The following is an 18,558-nucleotide window of genomic DNA, read 5'->3' on the forward strand; positions in this document are numbered from 1 at the left end:
GACGGAGAACCTACGATGAGCACTGAAGGTGCCAACAATGGAAGCCGCTGGCTACCGCGCCTGATCGGCGCGCTGCTGTTGCTGATGGGCCTGGCTCTGCTGGCCGGCGGCATCAAGCTGAGCCAGCTGGGCGGATCGCTGTACTACCTGATCGCCGGTATCGGCTTTGCCCTGTCGGGCATCCTGCTGCTGGCCCAGCGCCGCATCGCCCTGGGCCTGTACGGTCTGGTACTGTTGGGCAGTACCGTGTGGGCCCTGCTCGAAGTGGGCCTGGACTGGTGGCAACTGGTACCGCGCCTGGCCATCTGGTTCGCCATCGGCGTGGTCCTGCTGCTGCCCTGGGCGCGTCGCCCGCTGAGCGGCCCGGCCAGCAAGGCCAACACTGCGCTGCTCAGCGTTGCAGTGATCGCTTCGGGCGCTTGCGCCGTGGGCAGCCAGTTCACCCACCCCGGTGAAGTGTTCGGCGAGCTGGGCCGCGACAGCAGCGAAATGGCCAGCGCCGCCCCGGCCATGCCCGACGGTGAATGGCAGGCCTACGGTCGCACCGAACACGGCGACCGCTATTCGCCGCTGCGCCAGATCACCCCGCAGAACGCCTACCGCCTGGAAGAGGCCTGGCGCATCCGCACCGGTGACCTGCCGACCGAAAACGACCCGGTGGAGCTGACCAACCAGAACACCCCGCTGAAGGTCAACGGCATGCTCTATGCCTGCACCGCGCACAGCCGCTTGCTGGCCCTGGACCCGGACACCGGCGCGGAAATCTGGCGCTATGACCCACAGGTCAAGAGCCCGGTCGGTACCTTCAAAGGCTTTGCCCACATGACCTGCCGTGGCGTTTCGTACTATGACGAAAACCGCTATGTCAGCCGCGACGGCAGCCCGGCACCGAAGATTACCGACGCAGGCCAGGCCGTGGCCCAGGCTTGCCCGCGCCGCCTCTACCTGCCGACTGCGGACGCCCGCCTGATTGCCATCAACGCCGACAACGGCAAGGTCTGCGAAGGCTTCGCCAACCAGGGCGTGATCGACCTTACCACCGGCATCGGCCCGTTCACCGCTGGTGGCTACTACTCCACCTCGCCTGCTGCGGTCACCCGTGACCTGGTAATCATCGGTGGCCACGTCACCGACAACGAGTCGACCAACGAGCCGTCCGGCGTGATCCGCGCGTATGACGTGCACGATGGCCACCTGGTGTGGAACTGGGACAGCAACAACCCGGACGACACCCAGCCACTGGCTCCCGGCAAGATGTACAGCCGCAACTCGGCCAACATGTGGTCGATCGCCAGCGTCGACGAAGACCTCGGCATGATCTACCTGCCGCTGGGCAACCAGACGCCCGACCAGTGGGGCGCCGACCGTACCCCGGGCGCCGAGAAGTACAGCGCCGGCGTGGTCGCCCTGGACCTTGCCACCGGCAAGGCCCGCTGGAACTACCAGTTCACCCACCACGACCTGTGGGACATGGATGTGGGTAGCCAGCCGACCCTGGTCCACCTGAAGACCGACGACGGCGTGAAGCCGGCAATCATCGTGCCGACCAAGCAAGGCAGCCTGTACGTGCTCGACCGCCGCGACGGTACGCCGATCGTGCCGATCCGCGAAATCCCCACCCCGCAAGGTGCGGTGAAGGGCGATCACACCTCGCCGACCCAGGCCCGCTCCGACCTCAACCTGCTCGGCCCCGAGCTGACCGAACAGGCCATGTGGGGCGCCACGCCGTTCGACCAGATGCTGTGCCGCATCCAGTTCCGCGAGCTGCGTTACGAAGGCCAGTACACCCCGCCGTCCGAGCAAGGCTCGCTGGTGTACCCGGGTAACGTCGGTGTGTTCAACTGGGGCAGCGTGTCGGTCGACCCGGTGCGCCAACTGCTGTTCACCTCGCCCAACTACATGGCCTTCGTGTCGAAGATGATCCCGCGTGAGCAGGTGGCCGAAGGCAGCAAGCGCGAAAGCGAAACCAGCGGCGTGCAGCCGAACACCGGCGCGCCGTATGCCGTGACCATGCACCCGTTCATGTCGCCACTGGGCGTACCGTGCCAGGCCCCGGCCTGGGGCTATGTCGCCGCCATCGACCTGTTCACCAACAAAGTGGTGTGGAAGCACAAGAACGGCACTACCCGCGACAGCACCCCGGTGCCGATCGGCTTGCCGGTTGGCGTGCCGAGCATGGGCGGCTCGATCGTCACCGCCGGTGGCGTCGGCTTCCTCAGCGGCACCCTGGACCAGTACCTGCGCGCCTATGACGTGAACAACGGCAAGGAACTGTGGAAAGCCCGCCTGCCAGCGGGTGGCCAGGCCACGCCGATGAGCTACAGCGGCAAGGATGGCAAGCAGTACGTGCTGGTGACTGCCGGCGGGCATGGCTCGCTGGGCACCAGGATGGGCGACTACATCATCGCCTACAAGCTGGCTGAGTAATCCAGAGATGCGGCAGTGAACCTGCTGCCGCATTTGCGGGTAAACCCGCTCCCACAGGTACGGCGCTGTTCCCAAGCTCGGCGCCATACCTGTGGGAGCGGGTTTACCCGCGAAGAGGCCGGTCCAGGCATCACTCCTCTCTACACCCATCATCTACCATTGAAACCCATCCCCCCGCGCCCCATCTAAGCACCATAGTCATTCACGCAGGTGCCCCATGAGCGACCAGCAGGATTTCCCGGAACATCCCGACGAACACAGCGAAGTCGAGCACACTCCCCACCAGGCCGAAGCCGGCCACGCCCTCGCCCTGCCCGGCCAGCAGCTGCCGGACAAGGTCTACGTGATCCCCATCCACAACCGTCCGTTCTTCCCGGCCCAGGTGCTGCCGGTCATCGTCAATGAAGAGCCTTGGGCAGAAACCCTCGACCTGGTCGCCAAGTCACCAGACCACTGCCTGGCCCTGTTCTTCATGGACACCCCGCCAGAAGACCACCGTCACTTCGACACCTCGGCGCTGCCAGAGTACGGCACGCTGGTGAAGGTGCACCACGCCAGCCGCGAAAACGGCAAGCTGCAGTTCGTCGCCCAGGGCCTGACCCGGGTACGCATCCGCACCTGGCTCAAGCACCACCGCCCGCCGTACCTGGTGGAGGTCGAATACCCGCGTCAGCCCGCCGAGCCGACCGACGAGGTCAAGGCCTATGGCATGGCGCTGATCAACGCGATCAAGGAGCTGCTGCCGCTCAACCCGCTGTACAGCGAGGAGCTGAAGAACTACCTCAACCGCTTCAGCCCCAACGACCCGTCGCCGCTCACCGACTTCGCCGCCGCCCTCACCTCGGCCACCGGCAGCCAGTTGCAGGAAGTGCTCGACTGCGTGCCCATGCTCAAGCGCATGGAAAAGGTCCTGCCGATGCTGCGCAAAGAGGTGGAAGTCGCGCGCCTGCAGAACGAGATCTCGGCCGAGGTCAACCGGCAGATCGGTGAGCACCAGCGCGAGTTCTTCCTCAAGGAACAGCTCAAGGTCATTCAGCAGGAGCTGGGCCTGACCAAGGACGACCGCAGCGCCGACCTCGAACAGTTCGAGCAGCGCCTCGAAGGCAAGACCCTGCCGGACCAGGCGCGCAAGCGTATCGATGAAGAGATGGGCAAGCTGGCCATCCTCGAAACCGGTTCGCCCGAATACGCCGTCACCCGCAACTACCTGGACTGGGCTACCGCCCTGCCCTGGGGCGTGTACGGCAAGGACAAGCTCGACCTCAAGCACGCGCGCAAAGTCCTCGACCAGCACCACGCCGGCCTCGACGACATCAAGGAGCGCATTCTCGAATTCCTCGCCGTGGGCGCCTGGAAAGGCGAGATCAGCGGCTCGATCGTGCTGCTGGTGGGCCCACCCGGGGTGGGCAAGACCAGCATCGGCAAGTCCATCGCCGAATCGCTCGGCCGGCCGTTCTACCGCTTCAGCGTCGGCGGCATGCGTGACGAAGCCGAGATCAAAGGCCACCGCCGCACCTACATCGGTGCCCAGCCCGGCAAGCTGGTGCAGGCCCTGAAGGACGTCGAAGTGATGAACCCGGTGATCATGCTCGACGAGATCGACAAGATGGGCCAGAGCTACCAGGGCGACCCGGCTTCAGCGCTGCTGGAAACCCTCGACCCGGAGCAGAACGTCGACTTCCTCGACCACTACCTCGACCTGCGCCTGGACCTGTCCAAGGTGCTGTTCGTGTGCACCGCCAACACCCTGGACTCGATCCCTGGGCCATTGCTCGACCGCATGGAAGTGATCCGCCTGTCCGGCTATATCACCGAAGAAAAACTGGCCATCGCCAAGCGCCACCTGTGGCCCAAACAGCTGGAAAAGGCCGGCGTGGCCAAGACCAGCCTCGGCATCAGCGACAGCGCCCTGCGCACGGTGATCGAAGGCTATGCCCGCGAAGCCGGGGTACGCCAGCTGGAGAAGCAACTGGGCAAGCTGGTGCGCAAGGCCGTGGTCAAGCTGCTGGAAAACCCCGATGCCAAGCTCAAGATCGGCACCAGGGACCTGGAAGCCGCGCTCGGCATGCCAGTGTTCCGCAGCGAGCAGGTGCTGGCCGGCAAAGGCGTGATCACCGGCCTGGCCTGGACCAGCATGGGCGGCGCCACGCTGCCGATCGAAGCTACCCGCATCCACACCCTCAACCGCGGCTTCAAGCTGACTGGCAAGCTGGGCGAGGTGATGAAAGAGTCGGCCGAAATTGCCTACAGCTACGTCAGCTCCAACCTCAAGCAGTTTGGTGGCGACCCTGGTTTTTTCAACGAAGCGTTCATTCACCTGCACGTGCCCGAAGGCGCCACGCCCAAGGACGGCCCGAGTGCCGGCATCACCATGGCCAGCGCCCTGCTGTCGCTGGCCCGTGACCAGGTACCGAAGAAGGGCGTGGCCATGACCGGCGAGCTGACCCTGACCGGGCAAGTACTGCCGATTGGTGGTGTGCGCGAGAAGGTGATTGCGGCGCGGCGGCAGAAGATCTTCGAGCTGATCTTGCCGGAGCCTAACCGTGGCGATTACGAAGAACTGCCGGACTACCTGCGCGAAGGCCTGACCGTGCATTTCGCCAAGCGCTTTGCCGACGTGGCCAAAGTTCTGTTCTAGCCAGCACCGGCCTCTTCGCGGGTAAACCCGCTCCCACAGGGATAGCGCAGGGCTTGAGCCCAGTGAGCCCCCTGTGGGAGCGGGTTTACCCGCGAAAGGGCAAGTACTGGCAACACAAAAGCCCACCAGCATCGGTTATCCTCAGGCCATCGCCAGCCTACGGAGCCAACATGACCGCCCTTCGTCTGCTCGTTCCCCTGAGCTTCGCCCTGCTTTCTGCCTGCGCCCAACAGCCCACGCAACCTGTCGCACTGGACGCCGAAAGCGAATGCCCGACGCGCCTGCAAGTTGGCCAGACACTGACCCTGACCTTGCCCAGCAACCCCTCCACCGGCTATCGCTGGCGCGTTGAAGACCCCGCCGCGAACGTGCTGCAAAGCCTGGGCCCGGAGGTGTACAACGCCCCCGAAGAAGACGTGGTCGGCAGCGCCGGTGTATCCACCTGGCGCTACCAGGCCAACAGCGTCGGAACATCCCAGTTGGTGCTGGTTTACCAACAACCCTGGGCAAAAGATGTCGCCCCGGTGCAGATCTTCGAATGCAAAGTCATCGTCCGTTGAGGGCAATCAGCTGCGGTCATACGCCATCTGAACCACCATCAGATATTCGCAGAACTCTTGCAAAGCGGCCGTGCCATCCGGCAACGCCATCGTCGAGTCGAGCTTTGCAGCTTGAGCCTGCCACTGCAGTTCCAACTTGCGAAGCTCTTGCAGCCACTCATTCTTGAGTGGCTCGACCCGGACCAACGCCTTGACGGCATCGCGCTCATCCAAGGTGCTTTCCAAGGTTTGCTGAACATGCCGCCGGTCTCTCAGCGCCCCCTCGATTCTTGCATCAAGCCTGCTGCAGGCGTCACTCAGGTCACTGAATGTCTTGACCCCCTCCAGCACATCGGCATGCTCGCGCAGCTTTTGCGTTGCTGCCTTGAGCACACTCAAATCGATTTTCGGATCCGTGATCAAGCCTGCTATCTGGTCAATGTCGTCATCTTTCGGTATCAGCCCCTTCAAGGCACTGGCAACAGAAGGCTTTTCCAATAACTCGATAGCCGCGACCATATCTGACTGTTTTTGCCGCAGTTCAGCCAAACGCTCATCGAATGCCACGACTTGTTGCCTATGCAGGTCGACGCGGCTTTCGAGTTCCGGCAGTAACTCAATCAAGGTGGCTAACGAGAAGAGCTCCAAGCGCTGATTTTGCCTGGCCAACACCGAGTGAAGCTGACTCAGACGATTCAGAACAGTTGCCAGTCTGTGGTGGGGATCAGCGCCTGGTTGGCTCGAAACAAACTGCCGATCCTCCAGCAACACGATAGCGCCTATCAGGCTTTCCTTGAAAGAACGCTCGACCGCAAGTAACAGTGATCGCAAATCACCAAGTTGCTCACGCGCCCGCGGGAGCACTTTCATGCCCCATGCGTCTACAAGGCTGAATATCTGATCTTGCGCTTGCTGCATGCGTACGAAATCGGGCACAGCGGCTTTAATATCTACTACGTCCATGTCAGGCATCCTCATACTCTTCAACAAGTTCATCAAACAGTTCAGACAGCGTGTGGCAGATGCTTCCTATTTTTTGCCATGGCCGGATGACTTCCGAAAAATCATGAACGAACGCCTCCAACTGAGTTATATCCCTCAACTCTTTTGCTTCATTTACCGAATTATTGGCATACGAGGCCAGGAACAACCAGACATCCGCCAGACGCCGGGTTGCCGATGACAGGTCCTTGCACCTGAATTGCAAATCCCTGACCAATGTCGAGATACGCTCGAAATCTTGGAGGGCTGGCAAGAGCTTTGCCATTTCTTGCGTCAGTTCATCACGTTTTTCGATCAGTGCATTCTTTTCTGCACGAATACTTTCGGCTCTGGAGCCAAAGACACCGCCGGTCACGGCTACCCCAATCGGTCCGAACCAAAGACCAGTAAATGCATAGCCCACGTTGGCAGAATAATCAGACGCCAGCTGATCGATCTTTTCATCCCACTCATCGAGTTGCTGCCGTTTTTGCATGATGACTTCACTGGAAGCCTTTTCGTCGAAATGCGCGATCAAGCGCCCCAGGCGCGGCCTGATCTCGCGTTTGATTTCACTGTTGAACCAATTGGCGCGGGCGTCCACTTCATCGATGCGGCGCCGAGTACCTTCGATTTCCCTTACCAATTCGGTAATGCCGGGTGCCAGGACACTTTTCAGCTGTGCCTGCTCATCTTCACTCAACGCCGTGACATACACGTCGTCACCTTGTTCGGCCCTGGATCTCTTGAGCGCCAGGAACACATCGCTGCTTTCCAGATTGTTCAACAACGTGCCACCACGCTGTACCAGGCTCTCAGCGAACAGCTCGATTTCCGGGCCCAGTTGCTTGACGCTACGCTCGAGTTTGTCCCATTCATCAATATGCCTGTGTAGCGCACGATAAAGCTCATACACAAGCTCAGCGTCCAACCCCAAGGTTGCGTAATCAACTTCCTTCTCGACCTGGTTCAAGGTACGCGGCAACTGACTCACCACGTTGGCATACCTTTTTATTGCTTTCAGGTTCTCCGCAGTCAACAAGCCCCCTGCTTGCTGACCACTGCTCAGCCGGCTTTCAAGAAACTCAAAATAGCGTTCAGGTAGCATTTTAACCTTACTAAGCGGATCCATTTCATCTACGGTAAATTTTTCCAAGTCAGTTGCGACAGCCATTACTCACCTCAAGCGATTGACTACTGCATGAACAGTCATGCACTTGAATTTTGTTTCTTCGTCGGCCTCGATACTGTCGCTTTGATAACGTATCGATGTGGGAAACTTCGATTTATTCTGGACTCACTGGCCAGCCCTCTCGTAGCATTACCATGGCAAGACGGGTGGCCTTTGGCTAAAATGCGCCTCCGTTTCACCCTGTATCGAGCCTGCCGTGAGCAAACAACCCGACCGCCTTTTCGCCCAGCCCCTGGAGCAGGTGCCCGACTTCGTCTTCAACGAGGATGTGGTGCGTGTGTTCCCGGACATGATCAAGCGCTCGGTGCCGGGCTACCCGACCATCGTCGAGAACCTCGGCGTGCTGGCCGCACGCTTTGCCCAGCCGCATACTGCGCTGTACGACCTGGGCGCGTCGCTGGGTGCCGTTACCCAGTCGCTGCGTCGCCATGTGCGCAGTGACGGCTGCCGAGTGATTGCCGTGGACAACTCCGCAGCCATGGTCGAGCGTTGCCGTCAGTACCTCACCGCCCAGGACTCGATGTTCCAGGAACTGCTGCCGGTGCAGGTGCTGGAAGCCGACATCCTGGCCCTGCCCTTCGAGCCCGCCTCGGTGGTGGCGATGAACTTCACCCTGCAATTCATCGCCCCCGACCAGCGCCTGGCGCTGCTCGGCCGCATCCGCCAGGCGCTGTTGCCCGGTGGCGCGCTGATCCTCTCGGAAAAGCTGCGCTTCGCCGATGCTGAACAGCAGGACCTGCTCAATGAACTGCACCTGGACTTCAAACGCGCCAATGGCTACAGCGAACTGGAAATTGCCCAGAAGCGCAGCGCCATCGAGAACGTGATGAGGCCCGACACCCTCGAAGCCCACCAGGCGCGCCTGCGCGCAGCCGGTTTCTCGAAGGTGGTGCCTTGGTTCCAATGCCTTAACTTCGCCTCTTTGATAGCCCTGCCATGATCGATCTGTCCCCCCTCGTCCGCCGCCTGGCGGGTACGCCCCTGGCTTCCTGGTCGCAAGGCCTGCAAGCGCAACTGGAAGCCAAGCTGGAGAAGGGCCACGGTGACCTCGACCGCTGGCGCGGTGCGCTGGAGGCCCTGCCCGCCCTGCAGCCAAGCGAAATCGACCTGGTCAACGGGCTGCGCCTGGACTGCGATTGCGACGACGCGACCCGCGCGCAGATGCGCCAGGCACTGATGGACCTGTCGCCCTGGCGCAAAGGGCCGTTCGACCTGTTCGGCGTGCATGTGGACACCGAATGGCGTTCGGACTGGAAATGGTCCCGGGTTGGCCCGCACCTGGACCTCAAGGGCAAGCGCGTGCTCGACGTGGGCTGCGGCAACGGCTACTACCAGTGGCGCATGCTCGGTGCCGGCGCCGACATGGTGATTGGCGTCGACCCCAACTGGCTGTTCTTCTGCCAGTTCCAGGCCGTACAGCAATACCTGCCCGAGCTGCCCGCCTGGCACCTGCCGTTCGCCCTGGAAGACCTGCCGGCCAACCTCGAAGGGTTCGACACGGTGTTTTCCATGGGGGTGTTCTACCACCGCCGCTCCCCCATCGAGCACCTGCTGGCGCTCAAGGACTGCCTGGTCAAAGGCGGTGAACTGGTGCTGGAAACCCTGGTGATCGAGGGTGACGAAAACCAGGTGCTGGTACCTGAGGACCGCTATGCGCAGATGCGCAACGTCTGGTATCTGCCGTCGGTGCCGGCCCTTGCACGCTGGTTGCGCCGTGCCGGTTTCAGCGATGTGCGTTGCGTCGATGTCAGCGTGACCAGCGTCGAGGAACAGCGCAGCACCGAGTGGATGCGCTACCAGTCACTGGGCGACTTCCTTGACCCGAACGACCACCGCAAGACCATCGAAGGCCTGCCGGCCCCACGCCGCGCCACCCTGCTGGCGCGCAAATAAAAAAGGCGCCCGGATGGGCGCCTGAATACACCTGCGCCGAGGAGCTGTCGCGGCGCAGGTGCTGTTACCTCAGTCCTTGGCCAACTCGCGGGCCGTCTCCTGTGCTTTGCGCTCACGCTCGGCAACGGCCTGTTGCTTGTCGCCGTACAGGCGCTGCTGGTCTTCGCGGAACGCTTGCCAGAATTGTTTCGAACGTTCCGCACCGCCCTCGGCGTAAACACTGGCGCTGCCCAGGGCAAGGGTGGCCAACAGCAGGTATTTGGTCAGGTTCATCGTGGTTGCCTCGTGATAACCGATCAGACAGGGCCATCCTAACGAGGGCTAGCTAACGGCAAGGTGAGGCGGGGATTACAGTCTTGCAATGTGGCCCTGTGTTGTCTGTGCTGGCCTCTTCGCGGGTTTACCCGCGAAAGGGCCGCAACAGGCAGCCAGATAACAGCAGCATTACAAATCCGTTATCTGCACCGCAGGTCCTTTCTCATGCCGTAACATCCTGCCCCTTGACCCTGATGTCACTACAGGGTCAAGAATCGCCTCCCGTCATCACACCGAGCCCCCCCATGCGCCTACTGATCATCGAGGACGAACTGCGTACCGCCGACTACCTGCAACAGGGCCTGCGGGAGAACGGCTATGTGGTTGACTGCGCCCACACCGGCACCGACGGCCTGCACCTGGCCCGCCAGCAGCCCTACGACCTGGTCGTCCTCGACGTCAACCTGCCCGAACTCGATGGCTGGACCGTGCTGCAGCGGCTGCGCGCCGAATCGGCCACGCGCATCATGATGCTCACCGCCCACGGTCGCCTGGCCGACCGGGTCAAGGGCCTGGACCTGGGTGCCGACGATTACCTGCTCAAACCCTTCGAGTTTCCGGAGCTGCTGGCACGCATCCGCAGCCTGCTGCGCCGCAATGACCAGCAACTGCAGCCCAGCACCCTGCGCGTCGCCGATCTGGAGCTGGACCCCGGCCGCCACCGCGCCTACCGCGCCGGGCAGCGTATCGACCTGACCGCCAAGGAATTCGCCCTGCTGCACCTGCTGATGCGCCAGACCGGCGAGGTGCTGTCGCGCACCCAGATCATCTCGCTGGTATGGGACATGAACTTCGACTGCGACACCAATGTGGTGGAGGTTTCGATCCGGCGCCTGCGGGCAAAGATCGACGACCCGTTCGACAACAAGCTGATCCATACCCTGCGTGGCGTCGGCTACGTGCTCGAGGCACGCTTTTGAAAAACGCCAGCCTGTCACTGCGCCTGGGCCTGAGCATGACGCTGATGGGCGCCGCACTGGTGATGCTGTTGGCCTGCCTGGCCGTGCTTGCCCTCGATCACGAACTGGACAGCCGCGCACGCAAAGACCTGGCGCGTAAGATGCTGCAGGTCGAACACAACCTGCGCGTCGACCTGCGTAGCGAAGACCTGGGCACCCGCGCCCATCCCTTGCTCGACCTGGTGATGGGGCATGACAACCTCAGCCTCAGCGTGCTCGCCCTCGAAAGCCGCCACCCGCACCTGCTCAGCCTAGGGCCAGCACTGGAATCGCAGGTTGGCGAACTGCGTACCGATGCCCGCCTGGCCTTTCATGCGTGGCGCGACAGCAATGGCAACCAGATACTCACCGTGACCCGGCTGATGCGCCTGCGCGACGACACCCCGGTCAAGGTGATGATGTCGCTCAACCGCGCCGACGACAACGCCCTGCTGCAGGCCTACCTGCACTCCACCTTGCTCGCGCTGCCGCTGCTGTTACTGCTGATCGGCGCTGGCGCCTGGTGGCTGATGCAGCGCGGCCTGAAACCACTGAGGCACTTCCGGCGCATTGCCGGGCAGGTGTCGGCCCAGGACCTGCAACATCGCCTGCCCGCTACCGGCCTGCCGCTGGAGCTGGCAGAGCTGGCCAGCAGCATCAACGTGATGCTCGACCGCCTCGACCAGGGTGTCAGCCAGCTGTCGCAGTTTTCTGACGACCTGGCCCATGAACTGCGCACACCGTTGAGCAACCTGATGGGCAAGGCGCAAGTGACGCTGGCCCGCGAACGGGACAACGCGAACTACCGGGAAGTACTGGAAGACAGCATCGAAGAGCTGACCCGGCTCAACCGCATCATCAACGACATGCTGTTTCTCGCCCAGGTCAGCCAACCCCAGGCCCAGGTTGCGCTCAAGCCCATGGCATTGGCCGACGAGACTGCGCGGGTCGTCGAGCTGTTTGCCTTCAGTGCCGAGCTGAAAGGGATTGAATTGCGTGTTCAGGGCTGGGGGACGGCGCAGGGTGACCGGCTGATGTTTCAGCGGGCATTGTCGAACCTGTTGAGCAATGCCATTCGGCACTGTTCCGATGGCAAGCCTGTGGAGCTGCGCATCGAGCGCCTGGGCAGCGAAGTTCGGCTGTCGGTGCAGAACCAGGGGCCTGGTATTGCTCAAGAACATCAGTCGCGCTTGTTCGAGCGGTTTTACCGGGTGGGCTCGGGGCGCTCGCGGCTGGAGGGTGGGACCGGGTTGGGGCTGGCGATCGTGAAATCGATCATGCAGTTGCATGGCGGGCGGGTCGAGGTTAGCAGCAGCCCCTTGGGGCCTACCCGCTTTACCCTGGTGTTTCCTGCCGATTGATCGGCTGCCTGTACCGGCCGCTTCGCGGGTAAACCCGCTCCCACAGGTACCCTACAGGCCTGAGGCGTGTGCGATCCCTGTGGGAGCGGGTTTACCCGCGAAGAGGCCGGTACAGGCGACCAGCGGTTAGCGCGAAGCCGCCACGATCAGCGCCTTCATCTCGGCCACTGCGGCCTTGAAGCCGACGAACAGCGCATGCGCCACCAGCGCATGACCGATGTTCAGCTCATTGATGCCCTTGATCGCCGCCACCGCCTCGACGTTGTGGTAATGAAGCCCGTGGCCGGCATTGACGATCAGCCCCTGCCCCACGCCAAATGCCACGCCATCAACGATACGCTTGAGTTCCTCGGCCACTTCGGTCGGGGTTTCGGCATCGGCGTAACGCCCGGTGTGCAGCTCGATGGCTGGCGCACCAACCCGGCGCGATGCCTCGATCTGCCGTTCGTCGGCATCGATGAACAGCGACACTTCGGCACCGGTACGCGACAGGCGCTCAACCGCCGCCTTGATCCGTGCCTCCTGGCCCGCCACGTCCAGGCCACCTTCGGTGGTCAGTTCCTGGCGGGTTTCGGGTACCAGGCAGATGTGCGCCGGGCGAATCTTCTCGGCAAAGGCCATCATCTCTTCGGTGACGCCCATCTCGAAGTTCATGCGGGTCTGCAGCACATCCTTGAGCAGTACCACGTCACGCTCCTGGATGTGCCGGCGGTCTTCACGCAGGTGCACGGTGATGCCATCGGCGCCTGCTTCCTCGGCATCCAGAGCAGCCTTGACCGGATCAGGGTAACGCGTGCCCCGGGCCTGGCGCAGGGTCGCCACGTGGTCGATGTTTACGCCAAGAAGCATGCGGTTGCTGTGAGTCACGAAAGGCTCTCCTGAAGATTGAGCCCCACAGCATACGTCGTGATCAGCGCTTGCGAAACAGTTCCCGGCTGACCAGCGGTTTTGCCCCCAGGTGAACCGCCAGTGCCTGGCGCATCAGGCGCTTGGCGGCGAGCAAGGCACCTGGGGCATCCCAGTCGGCTTCGGCCAGGGCCAGCAGCTCGGTACCGCGGAACAGCCCGGGTTGCACCAGTTCGATTCGCTCCAGGCCGGCATCCACACGCAAGCGGTACAGGCCGTCGGCCGTGATCGGCTGATCATTGACGTCGTGGTGCAACGAAAACGCATAACCGAGCTCGTCCAGCAGCCGCCATTCGAAGGAGCGCAGCAGCGGCTCCAGCGGACGACCGGCGGCCAGGGCCTGCAGGGTCAGGGTGTAGTGCTCGAACAGCACCGGGAAAGGCGCTTCGGCGGGCAGCAGGCGCATGAGCAGTTCGTTGAGGTACAACCCGCTGAACAGGGCATCGCCATGCAGCCAGGCGGCGATGCCGGCGCTGTCCATCCGACCGACATTCTTCAGCTCGCCACGTCCGCGCAGCTCCAGCTCCAGCGGCACGAACGGCCGTACCAGGCTGCCACCCTTGCCACGCGCACGGCGCAGCACGGCGCGCATGCGGCCCTGCGGGGTGAAGAAGTCCACCAGCGCGCTGGTTTCCTTGTAGGCACGGCTGTGCAGCACGTAGGCTGGCTGGCCGACAGGTTGTTCCATGGAAGATCACTCAGCCCAAGTTTGATGCAAATCCCTGTGAGAGCGGCCTTGTGTCGCGAAAGGGGCGCGCAGCGGCCCCAAGATCTTGGCTATTGCATAGATTCTGGGGCCGCTTCGCAGCACTATCGCGACGCAAGGCCGCTCCCACAAAGGGGGGCCGTGCGAGGCTTACAGGTCGCCGTAACCCAGCGAACGCAGGGCGCGCTCGTCGTCGGACCAGCCGCCTTTCACCTTGACCCACAGGTTGAGCATGACCTTGGAGTCGAACAGCACTTCCATGTCCTTGCGCGCCTCGGAGCCGATGCGCTTGATGCGCTCGCCCTTGTCGCCAATGATGATCTTTTTCTGGCCGTCGCGCTCGACCAGGATCAGCGCGTGAATGTGCAGCACGTGGCCCTGCTGCTTGAATTCTTCAATTTCCACGGTGATCTGGTACGGCAATTCCGCACCCAGCTGACGCATGATCTTCTCGCGCACCAGTTCGGCGGCCAGGAAGCGGCTGCTGCGGTCAGTGATCTGGTCTTCCGGGAAAAAGTGATCGTTCTCGGGCAGGTGCTTGGCGATCTGTGCTTCCAGTGCCTGGAGGTTGTGCCCCTGCTGTGCGGAAATCGGCATCACTTCGGCGTTCGGCAACTGCTCCTGCAGCCATTGCAAGTGCGGGATCAGTTCGGCCTTCTCTTCCATGCGATCGGTCTTGTTGACCGCGATGATCAGTGGGCCGGTCACGTACTGCACGCGCTCCAGTACCAATTGGTCCTCGTCGGTCCACTTGGTGCGGTCGACCACGAAGATCACCACGTCGACGTCCTTCAGGGCCGCCGAGGCGTTGCGGTTCATGTAGCGGTTCAAGGCCTTGTCGTTGGCCTTGTGCATACCCGGGGTATCGACGTAGATCGCCTGCACGTCACCCTCGGTCTTGATGCCGAGCATGTTGTGGCGGGTGGTCTGCGGCTTGCGCGAGGTGATCGCCAGCTTCTGCCCGAGGATGTGGTTGAGCAGGGTCGACTTGCCTACGTTCGGGCGGCCGACAATGGCCACGTAGCCGCAGCGGGTCGGGTTGCTATCAGTCATTGCCATTCTCCACGCCCAGGGCGATCAGTGCAGACGCGGCGGCGACTTGCTCGGCGATACGCCGGCTAACGCCCTGGCCACGGCTCTTGTTGTTCAGCAGCACCACTTCGCATTCGACGAAGAAGGTCCGGCAGTGCGGTTCGCCCTGGATATCAACCACTTCGTAACGTGGCAGCTCACAGCTGCGCGACTGCAGGAACTCCTGCAGGCGGGTCTTCGGGTCCTTGTTGGTATCGACCAGGGTCAGGCCTTCAAACTCATCGGCCAGCCAGGCCAGCACGCGCTCCCGCGCCGTTTCCATGTCGGCGTCCAGATAGATGGCGCCAATCAGCGCCTCCAGGGCGTCGGCCAGGATCGACTCGCGGCGGAAGCCGCCGCTCTTGAGCTCGCCCGAACCCAGGCGCAGGTGATCACCCAGGTCGAAACCACGGGCCAGGCGGGCCAGGGTCTCACCCTTGACCAGGCGCGCGCGCAGGCGCGACAGCTGGCCTTCGCGGGCCTGCGGGAAGCGCTCGAACAGCGCTTCGCCGGCGACGAAGTTGAGAATGGCATCACCGAGAAACTCCAGGCGCTCGTTGTTGCGCCCGGCGTAGCTGCGATGGGTCAGTGCCAGGAGCATCTGGTCCTGGTTCTTGAAGGTATAACCGAGCTTTCGCTCCAGACGGGCAAGGGGAGCACTCATGCAGCCACCCGTTCGTTGTTCAACGCGTTGTTCAAATCAACATCCTGAAAGACTGTTTGGCTGTGGCCCGCCGCGATTTGCGACGAATCTCCCGATCCCTGAGAACACAGCCTATGTCAGAAATGCATTCGGCGCTGCCTGCTGGCCAGCGCCGATGGGTATCAATGGATCAGACCGACCCGCGACAGGTTGGGCAGGTGGCTGAGCTTGGGCTCTGGCCAGCTCATCCACACCGCGAAGGCCTTGCCGACGATGTTCCGGTCCGGAACCATGCCGTGCAGTTCCTTCGGGATGTTCGGGTCATCCCAGTAACGGCTGTCGTTGGAGTTGTCGCGGTTGTCGCCCATCATGAAGTAATGGCCTGCCGGCACGGTCCATTGCTGGTCCGGCGGCATGCGGTAACGGCTCATTTCCTTGCGGATCAGGTGTTCGGCCTCGCCGAGCTTTTCCTTGTACAGCTCGGCGCTGCCCAGGGTGCCCGGCTCGGTGCCCACCAGTTGTTCGGCAATCGGCTGGCCGTTGACGAACAAGCGCTTGTCGTTGGTGTAGCGCACCACGTCGCCTGGCAGGCCGACCACACGCTTGATGTAGTTGACGTTCGGGTCGCTCGGGTAACGGAACACCATCACATCACCGCGTTGCGGGTCACCCACCTCGATGACCTTCTTGTCGATCACCGGCAGGCGAATGCCGTACGAAAACTTGTTCACCAGGATGAAGTCGCCCACTTCCAGGGTCGGCTTCATCGACCCCGAAGGGATCTGGAACGGCTCGACCAGGAACGAACGCAGCACCAGCACGATGAACAGCACCGGGAAGAACGACTTGCCGTACTCGACCAGCAACGGCTCCTTGCCCAGGCGCTCGACCACCGCCATCTCGGGCTGGCTGACGCTGCCCTGGTAGTTGGCGATTGCCGCACGCCGGCGCGGGGCCAGGAACAACAGGTCGATCAAGCCCAGCAGGCCGCAGACGAAGACGGCGATGACTAGCAACAGCGGGAAATTTAGCGACATAGGACCTAGCTATCCAACCTGAGCACGGCGAGGAAGGCTTCCTGTGGAATCTCCACGTTGCCCACCTGTTTCATGCGTTTCTTACCGGCCTTCTGCTTCTCAAGCAGTTTCTTCTTACGGCTGACGTCACCACCGTAGCACTTGGCCAGTACGTTCTTTCTGAGCGCCTTGACGGTTGTCCGCGCAATGATCTGGCCGCCGATAGCTGCCTGGATCGCCACGTCGAACATCTGCCGAGGGATCAGTTCCTTCATCTTCTCGGTCAACGCACGGCCTTTGTAGGCCGCGTTGTCGCGGTGCACGATCAATGCCAGGGCATCGACCTTGTCGCCGTTGATCAATACGTCCAGCTTGACCAGGTTGGCCGACTGGTAGCGATCGAAATGATAGTCCAGCGAAGCATAGCCGCGGCTGGTGGACTTGAGGCGATCGAAGAAGTCCAGCACCACTTCGTTCATCGGCAGGTCGTAGCGCACCTGCACCTGGCTGCCGAGGAACTGCATGTCGCGCTGCACGCCACGCTTCTCGATGCACAGGGTGATGACGTTGCCCAGGTGCTCCTGCGGCACCAGGATGGTGGCGGTGACGATCGGCTCGCGGAAATCGGCGACCGCCGAGACGTCTGGCAGCTTCGATGGGTTGTCGACGGTGATGGTCTCGCCGGTTTTCAGTTCCAGCTCGTAGATCACGCTTGGCGCAGTGGTGATCAGGTCCAGGTCGTATTCGCGCTCCAGGCGCTCCTGGATGATCTCCATGTGCAGCATGCCGAGGAAGCCGCAACGGAAGCCGAAGCCCAGGGCGTCGGAGCTTTCCGGCATGTATTGCAGCGACGAGTCGTTCAGGGTCAGCTTCTGCAGCGCATCGCGGAAGTCCTCGAAGTCGTCGGAGCTGACCGGGAACAGGCCGGCGTAAACCTGCGGCTGGATCTTCTTGAAGCCTGGCAGCACCTCGACCTCAGGGGTGGTGGACAGGGTCAGGGTGTCACCGACCGGGGCACCGTGAATGTCCTTGATGCTGGCGATGATGAAGCCCACTTCGCCGGCTTTCAGGTCGGCGGTCTGGGTGTGTTTCGGGGTGAACACGCCCACGCTGTCGACCAGGTGCACCTTGCCGGTGGACTTGACCAGGATCTTGTCGCCTTTCTTGACGCGGCCGTGGCGCACGCGCACCAGCGACACCACGCCCAGGTAGTTGTCGAACCAGGAGTCGATGATCAGCGCCTGCAGCGGCGCCTCGATATCGCCTTCCGGCGCGGGGATGGTCTGTACCAGGCGCTCGAGCACCTCGTCCACGCCCATGCCGCTCTTGGCACTGCAGGCCACGGCGTCGGTGGCGTCGATGCCGATGATCTTCTCGATCTCGTCCTTGACGCGATCCGGGTCGGCCTGGGGCAGGTCCATCTTGTTCAGTACCGGCATGACCTCCAGGCCCTGCTCGATGGCGGTGTAGCAGTTGGCCACGGACTGGGCCTCGACGCCCTGGCCGGCGTCCACCACCAGCAGCGCGCCTTCACAGGCCGCCAGCGAGCGCGAGACTTCGTAGGTGAAGTCGACGTGACCGGGGGTATCGATGAAGTTCAGCTGGTAGACCTTGCCGTCCTGCGCCTTGTAGTTGAGCGTGACGCTGTGGGCCTTGATGGTGATACCGCGCTCACGCTCCAGGTCCATGGAATCGAGCACCTGGGCTTCCATCTCGCGTGCCGACAGGCCACCGCACATCTGGATGAAACGGTCGGCCAGCGTCGACTTGCCATGGTCGATGTGGGCGATGATGGAGAAATTGCGGATATGACTCAAATCACTCACGGGTCAACACTCGAAAAGGCTGCGAGCCGGACGCCCGCCGAAAAATAGCCGGGAATTGTACCTTAAGCTGCCGGGATATGGGAGATTCCTCTATCGGGCTGTACAC

16 protein-coding genes are annotated in these 18,558 nt (G+C 62.4%); 7 read left to right on the forward strand and 9 right to left on the reverse strand.

Annotation, left to right across the window (positions count from 1 at the left end; translation table 11 throughout):
• The first annotated feature begins 15 nt into the window (after window positions 1-15).
• From A4C63_RS13960 to A4C63_RS13970, 3 genes are all read left to right on the forward strand, one after another.
• Window positions 16-2,427, forward strand: a complete 2,412-nt coding sequence (locus A4C63_RS13960; RefSeq protein WP_063913161.1) for a glucose/quinate/shikimate family membrane-bound PQQ-dependent dehydrogenase — start codon at window positions 16-18, stop codon at window positions 2,425-2,427.
• A 217-nt stretch (window positions 2,428-2,644) separates the two neighbouring features.
• A complete protein-coding gene (gene lon / locus A4C63_RS13965) occupies window positions 2,645-5,065 on the forward strand; it encodes an endopeptidase La (protein WP_063913162.1) in 2,421 nt (806 codons plus the stop codon).
• A gap of 170 nt (window positions 5,066-5,235) precedes the next feature.
• A complete protein-coding gene (locus A4C63_RS13970; protein ID WP_063913163.1) occupies window positions 5,236-5,625 on the forward strand; it encodes a protease inhibitor I42 family protein in 390 nt (129 codons plus the stop codon).
• 6 nt (window positions 5,626-5,631) lie between these two features.
• Here the strand turns inward: A4C63_RS13970 and A4C63_RS13975 are convergent, their stop codons facing one another.
• Both A4C63_RS13975 and A4C63_RS13980 read right to left on the reverse strand, forming a co-directional pair.
• Window positions 5,632-6,567 carry an alpha-xenorhabdolysin family binary toxin subunit B gene (locus tag A4C63_RS13975; protein WP_063913164.1) on the reverse strand — a complete coding sequence of 312 codons (936 nt, stop codon included), beginning with the start codon at window positions 6,565-6,567 and terminating at the stop codon, window positions 5,632-5,634.
• Between the two features lies 1 nt (window position 6,568).
• Window positions 6,569-7,759: an alpha-xenorhabdolysin family binary toxin subunit A gene (locus tag A4C63_RS13980; protein WP_063913165.1), complete on the reverse strand. Its 1,191-nt coding sequence runs from the start codon at window positions 7,757-7,759 to the stop codon at window positions 6,569-6,571.
• Window positions 7,760-7,973: 214 nt separating this feature from the next.
• On the opposite strand from A4C63_RS13980, the gene cmoA reads away from it, so the two are divergent.
• Window positions 7,974-8,717 carry a carboxy-S-adenosyl-L-methionine synthase CmoA gene (cmoA, locus tag A4C63_RS13985; protein ID WP_063913166.1) on the forward strand — a complete coding sequence of 248 codons (744 nt, stop codon included), beginning with the start codon at window positions 7,974-7,976 and terminating at the stop codon, window positions 8,715-8,717.
• Entirely contained in the window at window positions 8,714-9,670 is a 957-nt protein-coding gene (cmoB, locus tag A4C63_RS13990) for a tRNA 5-methoxyuridine(34)/uridine 5-oxyacetic acid(34) synthase CmoB (RefSeq protein ID WP_063913167.1), read from the forward strand. The genes cmoA and cmoB overlap by 4 nt, the downstream gene beginning before the upstream one ends.
• Window positions 9,671-9,739: 69 nt before the next feature.
• Here cmoB and A4C63_RS13995 read toward each other — a convergent pair whose 3' ends face one another.
• Entirely contained in the window at window positions 9,740-9,943 is a 204-nt protein-coding gene (locus A4C63_RS13995; protein ID WP_063913168.1) for a hypothetical protein, read from the reverse strand.
• Between the two features lie 287 nt (window positions 9,944-10,230).
• Here A4C63_RS13995 and A4C63_RS14000 point away from each other — a divergent pair, with 287 nt between their 5' ends.
• Both A4C63_RS14000 and A4C63_RS14005 read left to right on the forward strand, forming a co-directional pair.
• Window positions 10,231-10,905: a heavy metal response regulator transcription factor gene (locus A4C63_RS14000; protein ID WP_063913169.1), complete on the forward strand. Its 675-nt coding sequence runs from the start codon at window positions 10,231-10,233 to the stop codon at window positions 10,903-10,905.
• Entirely contained in the window at window positions 10,902-12,284 is a 1,383-nt protein-coding gene (locus A4C63_RS14005; RefSeq protein ID WP_063913170.1) for a heavy metal sensor histidine kinase, read from the forward strand. Before A4C63_RS14000 ends, A4C63_RS14005 begins: the two co-directional genes overlap by 4 nt.
• A 126-nt stretch (window positions 12,285-12,410) precedes the next feature.
• Here the strand turns inward: A4C63_RS14005 and pdxJ are convergent, their stop codons facing one another.
• From pdxJ to lepA, 6 genes are all read right to left on the reverse strand, one after another.
• The gene (gene pdxJ / locus A4C63_RS14010) at window positions 12,411-13,133 is read right to left on the reverse strand and encodes a pyridoxine 5'-phosphate synthase (protein WP_153670549.1); all 723 of its coding nucleotides are present in this window, start codon (window positions 13,131-13,133) and stop codon (window positions 12,411-12,413) included.
• 61 nt (window positions 13,134-13,194) lie between these two features.
• Window positions 13,195-13,878 carry a DNA repair protein RecO gene (gene recO, locus A4C63_RS14015; protein ID WP_063913171.1) on the reverse strand — a complete coding sequence of 228 codons (684 nt, stop codon included), beginning with the start codon at window positions 13,876-13,878 and terminating at the stop codon, window positions 13,195-13,197.
• A 168-nt stretch (window positions 13,879-14,046) separates the two neighbouring features.
• Window positions 14,047-14,949, reverse strand: coding sequence for a GTPase Era (gene era, locus A4C63_RS14020; RefSeq protein WP_063913172.1), 903 nt, complete (start codon window positions 14,947-14,949; stop codon window positions 14,047-14,049).
• Window positions 14,942-15,631, reverse strand: a complete 690-nt coding sequence (gene rnc / locus A4C63_RS14025; RefSeq protein WP_003258487.1) for a ribonuclease III — start codon at window positions 15,629-15,631, stop codon at window positions 14,942-14,944. Before rnc ends, era begins: the two co-directional genes overlap by 8 nt.
• A gap of 161 nt (window positions 15,632-15,792) precedes the next feature.
• Complete coding sequence (lepB, locus tag A4C63_RS14030; RefSeq protein WP_063913173.1) at window positions 15,793-16,647, reverse strand: signal peptidase I; 855 nt, start codon at window positions 16,645-16,647, stop codon at window positions 15,793-15,795.
• A 5-nt stretch (window positions 16,648-16,652) separates the two neighbouring features.
• Window positions 16,653-18,452, reverse strand: coding sequence for a translation elongation factor 4 (gene lepA, locus A4C63_RS14035; RefSeq protein ID WP_063913174.1), 1,800 nt, complete (start codon window positions 18,450-18,452; stop codon window positions 16,653-16,655).
• Window positions 18,453-18,558 lie beyond the last annotated feature (106 nt).

The organism is Pseudomonas sp. p21, from assembly GCF_001642705.1.
In the GTDB taxonomy this organism is placed as follows: domain Bacteria; phylum Pseudomonadota; class Gammaproteobacteria; order Pseudomonadales; family Pseudomonadaceae; genus Aquipseudomonas.

Excerpts from the sequence above, each read along its gene's own strand:
- A4C63_RS13970 (WP_063913163.1), top strand. The coding sequence starts at position 5,236 with ATGACCGCCCTTCGTCTGCTCGTTCCCCTGAGCTTCGCCCTGCTTTCT.
- lon (WP_063913162.1), top strand. The coding sequence starts at position 2,645 with ATGAGCGACCAGCAGGATTTCCCGGAACATCCCGACGAACACAGCGAA.
- A4C63_RS13980 (WP_063913165.1), bottom strand. The coding sequence starts at position 7,759 with ATGGCTGTCGCAACTGACTTGGAAAAATTTACCGTAGATGAAATGGAT.
- A4C63_RS13975 (WP_063913164.1), bottom strand. The coding sequence starts at position 6,567 with ATGGACGTAGTAGATATTAAAGCCGCTGTGCCCGATTTCGTACGCATG.
- rnc (WP_003258487.1), bottom strand. The coding sequence starts at position 15,631 with ATGAGTGCTCCCCTTGCCCGTCTGGAGCGAAAGCTCGGTTATACCTTC.
- A4C63_RS13960 (WP_063913161.1), top strand. The coding sequence starts at position 16 with ATGAGCACTGAAGGTGCCAACAATGGAAGCCGCTGGCTACCGCGCCTG.
- era (WP_063913172.1), bottom strand. The coding sequence starts at position 14,949 with ATGACTGATAGCAACCCGACCCGCTGCGGCTACGTGGCCATTGTCGGC.
- A4C63_RS14000 (WP_063913169.1), top strand. The coding sequence starts at position 10,231 with ATGCGCCTACTGATCATCGAGGACGAACTGCGTACCGCCGACTACCTG.
- recO (WP_063913171.1), bottom strand. The coding sequence starts at position 13,878 with ATGGAACAACCTGTCGGCCAGCCAGCCTACGTGCTGCACAGCCGTGCC.
- lepB (WP_063913173.1), bottom strand. The coding sequence starts at position 16,647 with ATGTCGCTAAATTTCCCGCTGTTGCTAGTCATCGCCGTCTTCGTCTGC.
- A4C63_RS13995 (WP_063913168.1), bottom strand. The coding sequence starts at position 9,943 with ATGAACCTGACCAAATACCTGCTGTTGGCCACCCTTGCCCTGGGCAGC.
- pdxJ (WP_153670549.1), bottom strand. The coding sequence starts at position 13,133 with ATGCTTCTTGGCGTAAACATCGACCACGTGGCGACCCTGCGCCAGGCC.
- cmoB (WP_063913167.1), top strand. The coding sequence starts at position 8,714 with ATGATCGATCTGTCCCCCCTCGTCCGCCGCCTGGCGGGTACGCCCCTG.